This window comes from Xenorhabdus budapestensis, from assembly GCF_017743015.1.
GTDB lineage: Bacteria > Pseudomonadota > Gammaproteobacteria > Enterobacterales > Enterobacteriaceae > Xenorhabdus > Xenorhabdus budapestensis.
Genome location: NZ_CP072455.1, coordinates 3,766,308 through 3,780,663 on the forward strand (window position 1 = coordinate 3,766,308; position 14,356 = coordinate 3,780,663).

General features: G+C 44.6%; 11 protein-coding genes. All 11 read right to left on the minus strand.

Annotated elements, in window-relative coordinates:
- Nucleotides 1-317 precede the first annotated feature (317 nt).
- The 11 genes from accA to cdsA all read right to left on the minus strand — a co-directional run bounded on the left by accA (nucleotide 318) and on the right by cdsA (nucleotide 14,349).
- Nucleotides 318-1,277 (minus strand): acetyl-CoA carboxylase carboxyl transferase subunit alpha, encoded by a 960-nt coding sequence (accA, locus tag HGO23_RS16600; RefSeq protein WP_099135011.1) that lies wholly within the window; start codon nucleotides 1,275-1,277, stop codon nucleotides 318-320.
- 12 nt (nucleotides 1,278-1,289) lie between these two features.
- Nucleotides 1,290-4,772 carry a DNA polymerase III subunit alpha gene (gene dnaE, locus HGO23_RS16605; protein WP_099135012.1) on the minus strand — a complete coding sequence of 1,161 codons (3,483 nt, stop codon included), beginning with the start codon at nucleotides 4,770-4,772 and terminating at the stop codon, nucleotides 1,290-1,292.
- A 28-nt stretch (nucleotides 4,773-4,800) separates the two neighbouring features.
- Nucleotides 4,801-5,391, minus strand: coding sequence for a ribonuclease HII (gene rnhB, locus HGO23_RS16610; protein ID WP_209027296.1), 591 nt, complete (start codon nucleotides 5,389-5,391; stop codon nucleotides 4,801-4,803).
- Nucleotides 5,391-6,575: a lipid-A-disaccharide synthase gene (lpxB, locus tag HGO23_RS16615; protein WP_099135014.1), complete on the minus strand. Its 1,185-nt coding sequence runs from the start codon at nucleotides 6,573-6,575 to the stop codon at nucleotides 5,391-5,393. Before lpxB ends, rnhB begins: the two co-directional genes overlap by 1 nt.
- A gap of 4 nt (nucleotides 6,576-6,579) precedes the next feature.
- The gene (lpxA, locus tag HGO23_RS16620) at nucleotides 6,580-7,377 is read right to left on the minus strand and encodes an acyl-ACP--UDP-N-acetylglucosamine O-acyltransferase (RefSeq protein ID WP_209027297.1); all 798 of its coding nucleotides are present in this window, start codon (nucleotides 7,375-7,377) and stop codon (nucleotides 6,580-6,582) included.
- Between the two features lie 3 nt (nucleotides 7,378-7,380).
- Nucleotides 7,381-7,833 (minus strand): 3-hydroxyacyl-ACP dehydratase FabZ, encoded by a 453-nt coding sequence (gene fabZ, locus HGO23_RS16625; protein ID WP_099135016.1) that lies wholly within the window; start codon nucleotides 7,831-7,833, stop codon nucleotides 7,381-7,383.
- 162 nt (nucleotides 7,834-7,995) lie between these two features.
- Nucleotides 7,996-9,024 carry a UDP-3-O-(3-hydroxymyristoyl)glucosamine N-acyltransferase gene (gene lpxD / locus HGO23_RS16630; RefSeq protein ID WP_099135017.1) on the minus strand — a complete coding sequence of 343 codons (1,029 nt, stop codon included), beginning with the start codon at nucleotides 9,022-9,024 and terminating at the stop codon, nucleotides 7,996-7,998.
- 4 nt (nucleotides 9,025-9,028) lie between these two features.
- Entirely contained in the window at nucleotides 9,029-9,526 is a 498-nt protein-coding gene (gene skp / locus HGO23_RS16635) for a molecular chaperone Skp (RefSeq protein WP_209027298.1), read from the minus strand.
- A gap of 96 nt (nucleotides 9,527-9,622) precedes the next feature.
- Nucleotides 9,623-12,088 (minus strand): outer membrane protein assembly factor BamA, encoded by a 2,466-nt coding sequence (bamA, locus tag HGO23_RS16640; protein ID WP_209027299.1) that lies wholly within the window; start codon nucleotides 12,086-12,088, stop codon nucleotides 9,623-9,625.
- A gap of 34 nt (nucleotides 12,089-12,122) precedes the next feature.
- Complete coding sequence (gene rseP, locus HGO23_RS16645) at nucleotides 12,123-13,475, minus strand: sigma E protease regulator RseP (protein ID WP_099135019.1); 1,353 nt, start codon at nucleotides 13,473-13,475, stop codon at nucleotides 12,123-12,125.
- 10 nt (nucleotides 13,476-13,485) lie between these two features.
- Nucleotides 13,486-14,349, minus strand: coding sequence for a phosphatidate cytidylyltransferase (gene cdsA / locus HGO23_RS16650; protein WP_209027300.1), 864 nt, complete (start codon nucleotides 14,347-14,349; stop codon nucleotides 13,486-13,488).
- Between the last annotated feature and the right edge of the window lie 7 nt (nucleotides 14,350-14,356).

The following is a 14,356-nucleotide window of genomic DNA, read 5'->3' on the forward strand; positions in this document are numbered from 1 at the left end:
TTATCAATGGAATTAATTTGGATCATAGTTTTATAAGGAGCGTAGTTAGGATGCGTTAATAGATTCACTGATGGATTGAATTTTCAAATCATCCAGTAGTAACTATGGTTATATATTGTAAGAGAACTTTTTTTAACTCTAAAAAAGGATGGCTCAAATTACAAACCATCCAAATGTTATGAAATAACGATATTTCTTAAGTCAGGCTTATAGAGCTAATCTAAAGAAATTGGGGATATAAACGGCAATAACCCCTATATTCAGCTAATCGGTCAGAAACATTTTTTAAAATAGCTTAATGAAATAACAACCAAATGTTAGCAATAGCCGTACTGCATTAAACGTTCATAACGACGGTTCACTAATTCTTCACTGCTGAGCTCACTCAATTCAGTAAGATCAGCCAGTAACTGTGCTTTCAGCGTATCTGCTATTACTTCGTAATTACGATGTGCACCACCTAATGGTTCCGGAACCACTGAATCAATCAATTTCAACTCTTTCAGGCGAGGTGCTGTATTGCCCATCGCTTCTGCTGCCAAAGGTGCTTTGTCAGCACTTTTCCATAAAATGGAAGCACAACCTTCCGGCGAAATGGTAGAAAACGTGCTGTATTGCAACATATTCACTTTATCACCAACGCTCAGTGCCAATGCACCACCGGAGCCACCTTCACCGATAACCGTACAGATAACAGGCACAGACAAACGGGACATTTCACGTAGGTTACGAGCGATAGCTTCTGACTGCCCACGCTCTTCTGCTCCAACCCCCGGATATGCGCCTGGAGTATCAATAAAAGTGATGATTGGCAGTTTGAAACGCTCTGCCATTTCCATCAATCGCAGAGCCTTACGATACCCTTCTGGAGATGGCATACCAAAGTTACGACGGATCTTTTCTTTTGTCTCACGACCCTTTTGATGCCCAATCACCATCACCGGACGACCATTAATACGTGCCAATCCACCGACTATCGCTTTGTCATCCGCATAAGCACGATCACCAGCCAATTCTTCAAAATCAGTAAAAATGCGCTGAATATAATCCAGTGTATAGGGACGAAGGGGATGACGTGACAGTTGAGAAATCTGCCATGCCCCCAGATCAGAGAAAATTTTGCGAGTCAGCTCTACGCTTTTTTCCCGCAGACGCTGGACTTCTTCATCCAGATTGATATCTAGCTTTTCATCTTGACGGCTAACTGCGGTGAGCGAATCGATTTTCGCTTCCAGCTCGGCAATCGGCTGTTCAAAATCCAGAAAATTCAGACTCATAACGTTCCTATTTTAGTCAAATTCTAATTCTACCTGCTCGCTACCCAGCAGAGTTCGTAGATCTGTCAAAAGGGTATCCGTTGGAGTTACCCGCCATGTTGCCCCGAATCGTAAACGGGCACGGGCATCCACCCGCTGGTAATAAAGATGAACCGGTATCGTACCTGAACGATGTGGTTCCAATGTGCCACGAAGACGGTTCAATAATTGTTCATCAATTTGCCTGTCTGACAACGAGATAGCAAGCCCACGCGCAAATTTTTCACGGGCCTCACTGATATCCATTAATTCCCGGGCAGTCATTTTAAGCCCACCACTGAAGTCATCAAAGCTGACTTGTCCGGTTGCGATTAAAATTTTGTCCTTCTCCAACAAATGCTGATATCTTTCCAGGGCATCAGAGAACAACATGGCTTCCAGCCGCCCTGAGCGATCATCCAATGTGCAGATACCAATCCGATTACCCCGTTTGGTCGTTACAATTTTGGATGTCAGCACCAAACCTACCACAGTTGTAACTTGCCCACGAGGTGTTGGATTCACGTCTTTTAGACGTAATCCATTCGTATATCGTTCAATCTCTTTTAAATAACCGGTGATCGGATGACCGGTCAAATATAGCCCCAGAGTCTCCCGCTCACCATCCAATACCACCTGATCCGGCCATTTTGGCGTACTGGCATATGAATTCTCAACTTGTTCAGGCTTTTCTGCTAGCACGCCAAACATATCCGTTTGACCAATGGCCTCGGCCTTGGCATGTTGATCCGCTGCTTTCAGAGCATCTTCCAGTGAGGACATTAAGGCTGCACGGTGTGGCCCCAGCCTGTCGAATGCGCCTGACATAATCAGTTTTTCCATCACTCGGCGGTTCAGTTTTTTGATATCAACGCGGGCACACAGCTCAAACAGCTCTTTAAAGTGCCCACCTTTCTGACGAGCTTCAATAATGGCTTCAATCGGCCCTTCACCAACACCTTTGATCGCGCCAATGCCATAAACAATTTCGCCTTCATCATTGACGTGAAAATGGTACAAGCCACTATTGATATCAGGAGGCAAAACTTTCAGCCCCATACGCCAGCACTCATCCACCAAACCAACGACTTTCTCTGTATTATCCATATCAGCCGTCATTACGGCAGCCATAAATTCTGCCGGGTAATGGGCTTTTAGCCATAATGTCTGATAAGAAACCAACGCATAGGCAGCAGAATGAGATTTGTTGAAGCCATAACCTGCGAATTTCTCCACTAAATCGAAGATTTTCATTGCAAGTTCGCCATTTATCCCCTGTTCTACCGCGCCGTCTTCAAATACTGAGCGCTGTTTAGCCATCTCCTCTGGTTTTTTCTTACCCATCGCACGGCGCAACATATCTGCACCACCGAGGGTATAACCCGCCAATACCTGTGCAATCTGCATCACCTGTTCCTGATACAAGATAATGCCATAGGTTGGCTCTAATACAGGCTTTAAGGACTCATGTTGCCATTCGACATCTGGATAAGAAATTTCTTCCCGCCCATGTTTACGGTCGATAAAGTTATCCACCATGCCTGATTGCAGCGGCCCCGGACGGAACAGTGCTACCAGAGCGATCATGTCTTCAAAACAGTCAGGGCGCAGACGCTTGATCAAATCTTTCATGCCACGGGATTCAAGCTGGAACACAGCAGTCGTTTCAGAACGTTGCAGCATGTCGAAACTTTTCTGGTCATCCAGTGGAATTGCCGCAATATCAATCGGCTCCAGATTTTTCTTAGTACGACGTGCATTCACCATCTCAAGTGCCCAGTTTATGATGGTTAATGTTCTCAGCCCGAGGAAGTCAAACTTCACTAATCCAGCATATTCCACGTCATTTTTGTCAAACTGGGTGACCGGGTTCTGACCTTCTGGATCGCAGTAAATAGGAGCAAAATCGGTGATTTTGGTCGGTGCAATAACTACCCCACCCGCATGTTTACCTGCGTTACGAGTCACCCCTTCCAGTTTACGCGCCATGTCAATCAGCGCCTTAACTTCTTCATCCGCTTCGTAAATTTCAGGTAACTGAGGCTCTGCTGCAAATGCCTTTTCCAGCGTCATTCCCGGATCAAGGGGAACCAACTTTGATATCCGATCAACGAAGCCATAGGGATGACCAAGTACTCGCCCAACATCACGAATTACCGCTTTTGCCGCCATCGTACCAAAAGTGATGATCTGTGATACTGCATCTCGCCCGTACATATCAGCAACGTGTTCAATAACCTGATCGCGTTTTTCCATACAAAAATCAACGTCAAAGTCAGGCATGGAAATACGTTCTGGGTTAAGGAAACGTTCGAACAGTAAATCGAATTCAAGTGGATCGAGGTCAGTAATTTTCAGGGCATAAGCGACAAGAGAACCTGCACCAGAACCACGTCCCGGCCCTACTGGTACACCGTTATCTTTCGACCACTGGATAAATTCCATCACGATCAGGAAGTAGCCCGGAAATCCCATCTGGTTGATCACTTTCAACTCAACATCCAGACGCTCATCATATTCTGTTCGCTTTTCTGCCCTGATTGCCGGATCAGGATAAAGGAATGTTAAGCGCTGCTCTAAACCCTGTTTTGATTTTTCAATCAGATAGTCTTCAGTGCTCATACCCCCTGTCGGGAATTTTGGCAAGAAATATTCATCAAGACGGATCGTAACATTACAACGTTTCGCAATTTCTACGCTATTTTCTAATGCTTCAGGGATGTCAGAAAAAAGCCCACACATCTCCTGTTCACTGCGCAGATATTGCTGAGGACTGTATTTTTTCGGACGCTTAGGATCAGAGAGTGTATAGCCGTCATGGATGGCAACTCGAATTTCATGAGCCTCAAAATCTTCACTTTCCAGAAAACAGACATCATTGGTTGCTACAATTGGAAGATTTTTTTCTGCTGCTAATTCAACAGCAGCATGAAGATAAGTCTCTTCATCCTGACGTCCGGTGCGGATGAGTTCCAAATAGTAGCAATCTGGAAAGTGTTCCTGATAAAAATCGAGGCATTGCTCAACTAACACATGGTTGCCACGCAACAAAAACTTGCCGACATCACCCATACGTCCGCCAGACAGCAATATTAGCCCCGCTTTATGTTTTACCAGCCACTCTTGTTTGATAGTTGGGCCAATTGCCCCATAGCCTTTCTGATAGGCTTCGGAAATCAGTAAGGTCAGATTCTGATAACCTTCATTATTGCGGGCCAGAATGGTCAGATGGGCGTATTCATCACCCAACTGATCGCTTTCCATGTAGAAATCGGCCCCAATTATGGGCTTAATACCCGCACTATGGGCACTACCATAGAATTTCACCAAGCCACACAGGTTAGTAAAATCCGTGATTGCAAATGCAGGCATACCAAGTTTGACCACTTTTTTTACCAGTGGGCCTGTTTTGGCTAAGCCATCAATCATTGAATAATCACTGTGAACACGTAAGTGCACAAAACGTGGTTCTGTCATAGTCTGCCCAGATACTTATTCCAGATTTTTATCCAAGAGCCAGCGCACGTTTGACTGGCGCAAAACTTCTACGATGGTGTTCCGTAGCCCCCAACAGAGACAGTTTTTCCAAATGCAGGGCGGTGGGATAACCTTTGTGTTTCGCAAAACCGTACTCAGGGAACTGTTTATCCAGTTCAGTCATTTCCCTGTCTCGTATTACTTTTGCCAGAATAGAAGCGGCACTGATCTCCGCTACCAAACTATCTCCTTTTACTACCGGCTGTGCTGGCATCGATAATACAGGGCAACGATTTCCATCAATCAAAACATAATCAGGTTGAATAGCCAGACCTGCAATAGCCCGCTGCATAGCAAGCATTGTGGCATGGAGGATATTGAGCTGGTCAATTTCTTCTGACTCAGCGCGCCCAAGGCTCCAACACAACGCTTTTTCTTTGATTTCCAGATAAAGCGCTTCACGACGTTTTTCTGTCAGTTTTTTCGAATCCATCAAGCCTGCAATGGGGTTGGCAGGATCAAGAATAACTGCCGCAGTAACCACTGCACCTACCAGCGGGCCACGCCCAACTTCATCAACACCGGCAATCAAATTCGCCTGAGGATAAACAAAATTCATTATCTTCTCACTAACTCCAGTACCGCCTGTGCCGCCTGCTCATCGGCATCACAACGAATACTTTCATGCAAATGCAGGAAGGTCTGCTTCAACGCTTCCACCTCAGCACCACCACGCAAGAGCGGCAGCAATGCCTCTGACAGTGCTTCTGGCTGGCATTCATCCTGTAGTAACTCTTTGACTAACGCTTTACCTGCCAACAAATTAGGCAGGGAGACATAAGGTGTTTTCACCAAACGCTTTGCCAACCAGAAGGTAAAAGGTTTCATTCTATAGCCCACTACCATTGGGCATTTAGCCAGCATGCATTCCAGTGCTGCTGTACCGGATGCCAGTAAAGTTGCATCGCTGGCAATCATGGCTTCACGAGCTTTACCATCTAATAAATGAATAGATAATTCCGGTGCGATCTCATCTTTTATATGCTGGAATTGCTCACGCCGTTTGGCATTTACCAATGGAACCAATACATGCAAATCAGGCAAATGCTTCCTTAGCAATTGTACAGTTCTGAGAAAATCGGTACTCAGCATTTCTACTTCGGCATGGCGGCTACCTGGCAAAAGCGCTAGACAATGAGCATCTAATGGAATATTTAACGTTTGCCTGGCGGCAGTTTTATCAGTTTGCAGCGGCATTGCATCTGCCATTGTATGACCAATAAACCGGCACGGAACATTAAATCGATCATAGAACGCTTTTTCAAACGGCAAAAATGCCAGTACCAGATCTGTCGCACGACCGATTTTGAACACCCGTTTCTGACGCCATGCCCATACCGATGGGCTGACGTAATGGATAGTTCTGATCCCCTGTTGTTTCAACCGACCTTCCAAGGTGATATTGAAATCAGGAGCATCAATGCCAATAAAGACATCTGGTTTCAACTCAGTAAAACGCGTCGTTAAATCTTTACGAATATTCAACAGGCGGGACAAACGCCCTAAAACCTCAACGATCCCCATGACCGCCAGTTCTTCCATCTCATACCAGACTTCACAACCTTCAGCTTGCATAAGAGGACCTGCGACACCCACAAAACGGGCATCAGGGATTTTAGCTTTCAATGCACGGATCAGCCCCGCACCAAGGATATCACCGGATGTTTCTCCGGCGACTAAGCCAATTATCAGTGAACGCTGATTATTAACAGAAGAAAAGGTAGTCAAAGGAGTATCCTTCATCTACTTAACGAATGATGCCACGACTGGATTTTGCTGAACTCGCCAGAAAATCACTGAATACTTTCACATGTGGGTTGTTTGTAGCCTGAATTTCAATCTCTTTTCTGGCTTCTTCCAAGGTTTTTCCACTGCGATAAAGTTCCTTATACACATTACGAATAGCGTGCAGCGATTCTTTATCAAATCCACGACGTTTCAGACCTTCAATATTCAAACCGAAAGGCGTGGCATGGTTACCCTGTGCAATAACATAAGGAGGCACGTCCTGAGCAACGCCGGAACAACCACCCACCATAACATGGGAACCAATCTGGCAAAATTGATGAACTGCCGTCATTCCACCGATAATCACATAATCACCAAGAATAACATGCCCCCCCAATGTACCGTTATTAGCAATGATACAACGATCACCGACAATACAATCATGGGCAATATGGGCATTAATCATCAGCAAATTATCACTGCCAACTTTGGTTACACCGCCGCCCTGGACAGTGCCACGGTGAATCGACACGCTTTCGCGGATACGGTTACGATCACCGATTTCAACACGAGTGGGTTCACCCTGATATTTGAGATCCTGGTTGACTTCACCAATTGACGAAAATTGATAAATCTGGTTATCACGACCAATCCTAGTTATCCCATTGATCACAACGTGAGATTTCAGTTCAGTCCCTTCACCAATTTCTACTTGCGGACCGATATAACAAAATGGGCCAATGCGAACACTGGCACCAATAACAGCTCCCTCTTCAATAATAGAAGAGGGATGGATAGTAGCAGTCAGATCTATCATACATTAAGCCTCACGGCGGCGGGCACACATCATTTCAGCTTCGCAAGCCACTTCTCCATCGACTTTTGCTACACCTCTGAAACGTGCAACACCACGGCGTTCTTTAATAAATTCTACTTCTAAAATCATCTGGTCACCCGGTAAAACCGGACGTTTAAAACGCGCACCATCAATAGCTGCAAAGTAATACAATTCTCCTGACTTCAGTTTTCCAACACTTTTGAATGCCAGAATTCCAGTTGCCTGGGCCATTGCTTCAAGGATCAATACGCCAGGAAAAATCGGCTTACCCGGGAAATGCCCCTGAAAAAATGGCTCATTAAACGTTACATTTTTAACTGCTCGTAGAAACTTGCCTTCCTCAAAATCCAAGACACGGTCTACCAGCAAAAAAGGGTAGCGGTGAGGTAGTAAATCCAAAATTTCTTCAAATTGCAGAGTATGATTATCACTCATCTAAATACTCTTCCTGTCTATATTTCAATCGTAGTATCAAAAAATGTGTTATTAAACAATATTGTCAAAACATACAGCATTAACGACACGGCCTGCGTCAACTCCCGGAAGAGTTATCAGACAGGCCGCAAAAATAAAAGCTCAACCAAAACGTTTGTATGATTACTTGCTGTCACCTTCAAGCTGGCGTTCCACAGATTTAAGCCGCTTATTCATTTCGTTAATATTCATTACCAAAGCAGCAGTCTTACGCCAAACTCTATTCTGCTGTGCTGGCATACCAGATGAATATACACCCGGCTCAGTAATAGGGCGTATCACCATGCTCATACCAGTCACGCTTACTTTATCACAGATTTCCATATGTCCGCTTATGACACTGGCTCCACCAATCATACAATAACGACCAATTTTCAGGCTCCCCGCCAAAATGACACCACCCGCTATTGCAGTGTTATCACCAATTGTGACGTTGTGAGCAATTTGGCATTGGTTGTCAATGATAACACCATTACCGATGATAGTGTTATCCAGAGCACCACGATCTATAGTAGTACAGGAACCTATTTCAACACGATCACCAATCATTACCGTGCCTAACTGAGGGATTTTAATCCAATTACCGCGATCATTGGCATAACCAAAACCATCAGAGCCTATAACAGCCCCTGACTGAATGAGGCATTGTTCACCGATTTCAACATTATGGTACACAGAAACATTGGCCCAAAAGCGAGTTCCTGTACCAATGCACACATTTTTGCCAATAAAACAACCTGCACCAATGATAACGTTATCACCAAGCACAACACCTGATTCGATAACTGCATTTGCCCCAATTGCAACATTTCTGCCCAATGTTGCTTCTGGAGAAATCACTGCTGATGGATGGATATCCTGCGCAGGTCGTGGTGTTGTATCCATGATTTGCGCCATGCGTGCATAGGCAAGATAAGGATTATCAACCACCAGCGCTGCAACCTTACAATGAGGTAAATAGGCTTCGCGCAGCACAACAGCCGCTGCCTGACACTCTGCAAGTTTCTCGGTATAATGGCTATCCGATAAAAATGTAACTTGTTCGCTATTTGCTGAATACATAGGGGCAATACCAGTGATGACGATATTGCCATCACCATGTAATTGCGCATTCAACTGCTGAGCAAGGTCAGCCAATCGAATTGAAACCATTTATTTATTTAACCTGCTTCAATACTTCTGAGGTAATATCTTTACCAGATGCAGCATATACTGCGGTATTTGCATCAAGAACAAGGTCATAACCTTCTTTACCTGCAACCACTTTAACTGCATCCTGAATTCGACCCAAGAGCTTGTTACGTTCTTCCATTTGACGACGACGGTTATCATTTTCAAAAGCCTGTGCTTTTTGTGCAAATTCATTACGTTTAGTCAGCACTTCCTTTTCTAATTTTTCGCGCTCACTCGCCTTCATGGTTGAGCCATCACGCTGCAATTTTTGGAGCTGAGACTGCAAGTCGGATTCCATACGCTGTAAATCGGATGCGCGGCCTTTAAACTCGTTTTCCAACTGTTTTGTAACAGCTTCATGAGCAGGCAGTTGCTGGAATATTTCACCAACATTCACGATAGCGATCTTTTCTGCCGCCTGGACACCAGCAGAAAAAGCTAATGCGATACCAAGGCTTGCTGCACACAGTACTTTCTTCACTATAAACTCCTTTGACTTACGCTAGTTACATGTTGGGACATTTATAATCGCCTTATTTAATAATAAGACGACTTTCCACCAAGAACGATTGATTTTTTACCAGGTCCCACCAATATTAAACTGGAATTGCTCTGTTCTATCCCCTTTATAATCTTTAATTGGCTGAGCATAAGAGAATGTTAGAGGTCCCAATGGTGATAACCATTGCAACGCAATACCAGTAGAAACACGGATATTATTCGGCTTACTGTAATCAGGTAAACCAGCGTAAACATTGCTCCAGTTGGTATCCCATACTGTTCCTGCATCTACAAACAGAGACGTCCGCACAGAGTTAGAATATTTTGCATCCAGGAACGGCGTTGGCGTAATCAGCTCGAAGCTGACAACTGCTGTTGCATTACCACCTACTGCATCCTGGGATACTCCCCTGCTACCAGCTTCAGGCAGACCATATTTCCATTTCTTGAGATATGTTGCATTACCATCCTGGGATACTGCCTTGCTATCAACTTCAGGCAGACCATCTTTCCCTTTTTTGAGATAAACTGCTTTTGGGCCAATATTATTGGGGCGGAAACCTCGAACACTAGTGGAACCACCTGCATAGAAGTTTTCATAGAATGGCATTTCCTTGCCACCGAAACCGCCACCATAGCCCAAACGCGCACGTCCCATTATGACCCATGAATGATCGTCATCAATAGGGTAATAACCCGCAGAGTTCAGAGTAACTTTATAGAACTGGTTATCTGAGCCAGGCACAGTGATTCTCGTATCCAGCCCTGCTTTAATCCCGTAAGTCGGGAAGAAACCACGGTCAAGGCTATTGTAATTCCAGCCAACTGTCAGCATAAAGTCATTGGCATCAAACTTGACCTTATCCGTAAACCCCGGCTCTTTACCCATTTTCTTCATATAACGCCACATCGCTAACTGAGGACGTATATTAGATAATGAGTTATGAACATAGCCTAATCTGAAGTATAACGAGTTATTTTCATTCAACGGAATACCAAAAGAACCATCTGTACCGTATGATTTGTTGGTATAGTTGGAAAGAGAGGCGTCATCAGCACGGAAATCATTATAAAACAGCCGCCCCCCCAGACTCACACCGTTAACAGTGAAGTAAGGGTTCGTAAAGGACAAATCCGCAGACGTTGAGTAATCATTTTTGCTGGCATTGATACCCACGGCATTACCTGTTCCCAGCCAGTTATCCTGCTGAACTCCGACCTGAAAACTCATACCACTTTCAGTACCAAAACCAACCCCAAAGTTCATGGAGCCCGTATTACGCTCTTTAACTTTATAAACTACATCAACCTGGTCAGGGCTGCCCGGTACACGTTCGGTTGCAACATCAACCGTTTCAAAATAGCCCAAACGATTGAGGCGTTCTTTTCCATACTCAACCAGATCATTACCTAGCCATGCCCCTTCCATCTGACGCATTTCACGGCGTAATACTGAGTCTTTACTGGTGTCATTACCAGTGAAACGTATGCTACGGACATAGAAACGGTTACCTGCATCTACGTTGACATGGAGTTTCACAGTTTTGTCTACATCATTGATTTCAGGTTGTGTCATGACCCGAGGGTAGGCGTAACCATAGCGGCCAAGAAAATATTTGATCGCCATTTCCATATGGGTCACTCCTGTTCCATTATACAATGAACCAGGTTTAATATTAGTCAGTTTCGTTATTTCAGATTGGTATCCTGCTAAATTACCATTTACATCAACACCTGAGATTTTATATTGATCACCTTCCGTGATGTTAATGGTGATATAAATCCCTTTTTTATCAGGTGTCAGATTAACTTGAGTCGAATCAATGTTGAAACGGGCATAACCCCTATCAAGATAGAAACTACGCAGTTTTTCAAGATCACCGTCTAACTCCTGTTTTTGATATTTCTGATTAGCTGTCAGGTTCCACCACGGAACATCGTCCCTGAGTTGGAAATTATCGAGCAATTCATTGGTAGCAAAGGTTTTATTACCAACAATATTAATCTGCTGAATTTTAGCAGAAATACCTTCGGAAAAGACAAGTTTCAGGTCAACACGGTTGCGGGGAAGTGGTGTGACAACGGCTTTTACTGTGGCATTGTATTTACCAACACTATAGTAGAAATCTTCCAGCCCCTTTTCGATATTCGACAGCATAGTGCGGTCAAGGGCTTCACCAACACGAATACGGGAGGCCTCAAGGTTTTTCTTGAGCATGTCATCTTTCACCGCCTTGTTACCGGAGAAAGTAATGCTGGCGATGGTTGGCCGTTCTTTTACCTGAACAACCAGTGAATTGCCATCACGCAAGACACGAACATCTTCAAAGTTTCCAGTCGCGAACAGGGCATGTATCGTGCGACTGATATCTTCATCGCTGACTGTATCACCGACGCGAACAGGCATATTCAATAATGCTGCACCAACGGTGACACGTTGAAGACCCTCAAAATGAATGTCCCGAACTACGAATCCGTCTGAACCGTATGCAGTGGCGCTGCCGAGCAGCAGCGACGCTATGAGCAACTTTTTCATCGCCATCGTTGTTATGCGTTTTCCTAACTGGTCTCCCACCTTAAAAGCGGGAGAAATCATTGAAAAGTGCAAGCCCCATTAATAACACCAGCAATATAGCACCAATGCGATAACTGAAGTCTTGTACACGCTCGGAAACCGGCCCTCCCTTGATCTTCTCGATAACAAGGAAAAGCAAGTGTCCACCATCTAGTACAGGTAATGGGAACAAGTTAATGATCCCAAGATTGACACTGATTAGCGCCAAAAACATCAAATAATACACCAAGCCAGAATCAGCCGATACACCGGCTCCCTTGGCTATGGAAATAGGGCCGCTGAGGTTATTGAGTTTTACATCCCCAACAATCAATTTGCCAATCATATTGACGGTCAGCTTCATCAATTGCCAGGTTTTATCCCCAGCCTCATAAAAAGCATAGAATGGCCCATATTGTTGAACTGTTTTGTATTCATCCGCCAGTGGGATGATTTTAAATTCGATACCAGCAAAACCTATTTCACGCCCATCGGAAAGCTTTTTAGCAGCTGGGGTCAATGATAAAGTGATCATACTGCCAGCTCTCGCAACGTCCAATTTTAGAGGAATATTCGGATTCTTCCTGACATAAGATGCAAAACTGTGCCAGACATCTATATCCTGACCATTGACTTTAACGATCCTGTCCCCACTTTGTAAACCCGCTTTTTCGGCTGCCGAACCAAGATGGATTTTATCCACCTGAGAACTGGGGTGCGGAATAACAGGCATAATTCCTAAAGATAGCAAGATATCCTGTTTGGATGGATCAAATGCCCAATGTCGCAAATCCAGTGTCTTTTGAATGGCATCGGAAGAGTCCATTAGTGCTACATTCACCTCAACGGAGGATTCACCAACTTTACTCACTAACGCCAGCCTTGCTGAGTTCCAATCAAGAGTTTCGATACCGTCAACAGCTTTTAGTTCCATCCCGGGCAAAATATTTGCCTGCGCTGCTATAGAATCGGGTTTGATATCCAAAACCACCGGGCGTACCGAAGGCACACCGATCACAAAAACTAACCAATAAGCGACAACAGCCAGAATAAAGTTTGCGATTGGACCAGCGCTGACAACTGCCGCACGCTGACCAATGGTTTTGTTGTTGAATGCCATATGACGACGTTCAGGAGCAACAGTTTCAACCCTTTCATCAAGCATTTTGACGTATCCGCCCAAGGGAATAAGGGCAATAACGTATTCAGTTCCCTGTTTATCTGTATGACGCCAAAGTGCTTTACCAAACCCGATGGAAAAACGCTCAACGTAAATACCACATCGTCTGGCCACCCAAAAGTGACCAAACTCATGCACTGTGATAAGCACACCCAATGCAACAATAAATGCAGCCAGATTCCAGAGAATATCCATTAATGTACCTTCAAAGACCAAATCCAGAAGAAATTAACATTACCAGCCCTGCAAAAACAGGAACCGCCGCAGTCAAACTGTCTACCCTGTCCAGCACACCGCCATGCCCTGGGATCAACTGACTGCTGTCTTTAATTCCTGATTCCCGCTTGAACATACTCTCGGTCAGGTCGCCGAAAACAGATGCAATAACAACGATGGCGGAAATCAACAATAAGTTCTCAGGCATAACAGGCACTGGGGCAAATTTACTGAACAACCATGATATAAGCGCAGCAGTTAACAATCCACCAGCCAGTCCTTCAAGCGTTTTGCCCGGAGACACTTTAGGTGCCATTTTGTGTTTACCTAATGTGCGACCAAAAATGTAAGCCCCCGAATCAGCAGCCCACACCAGCAACATCACATACAACAACCACCACGCACCGTGATAAGTATTATTTTCATATCCTTGGGTACGTAGCACCATCATTCCACAATAAAATGGCACAATCGTCAGAAAACCAAATAACACGCGCAATGTAACGGAGGATTTCCAAATAGAAGCTGAAGCAGGATACGCAATAACTAATAAAATAGCCGCAGCCCACCAGAGCATTCCTGCCCACAATAGATATACAATTTGTGGTTTTTCAGCAAGGTGAGTAAGATCTGCCAAAGAGTATTGCAAGACCAGCAACCCCACAGTACACAACACTGCCAGAGTAACACGTTTAGCCTGTGTCAATAATCCGGCAAATTGCCCCCATTCCCATGCAGCAAGTGCTGAAACTGCAATGACAACCAACCCAAATCCTGAGGGGGGAAGTAAAAACAGAGCTGCAACAACAAGTGGAATTAATATTAACGTAGTTAAAAGACGGTACTTCAGCAAGTTCTCC

Coding starts and splice junctions, on each gene's coding strand:
- accA (WP_099135011.1), bottom strand. CDS start 1,277: ATGAGTCTGAATTTTCTGGATTTTGAACAGCCGATTGCCGAGCTGGAA.
- dnaE (WP_099135012.1), bottom strand. CDS start 4,772: ATGACAGAACCACGTTTTGTGCACTTACGTGTTCACAGTGATTATTCA.
- rnhB (WP_209027296.1), bottom strand. CDS start 5,391: ATGAATTTTGTTTATCCTCAGGCGAATTTGATTGCCGGTGTTGATGAA.
- lpxB (WP_099135014.1), bottom strand. CDS start 6,575: ATGAAGGATACTCCTTTGACTACCTTTTCTTCTGTTAATAATCAGCGT.
- lpxA (WP_209027297.1), bottom strand. CDS start 7,377: ATGATAGATCTGACTGCTACTATCCATCCCTCTTCTATTATTGAAGAG.
- fabZ (WP_099135016.1), bottom strand. CDS start 7,833: ATGAGTGATAATCATACTCTGCAATTTGAAGAAATTTTGGATTTACTA.
- lpxD (WP_099135017.1), bottom strand. CDS start 9,024: ATGGTTTCAATTCGATTGGCTGACCTTGCTCAGCAGTTGAATGCGCAA.
- bamA (WP_209027299.1), bottom strand. CDS start 12,088: ATGGCGATGAAAAAGTTGCTCATAGCGTCGCTGCTGCTCGGCAGCGCC.
- rseP (WP_099135019.1), bottom strand. CDS start 13,475: ATGGATATTCTCTGGAATCTGGCTGCATTTATTGTTGCATTGGGTGTG.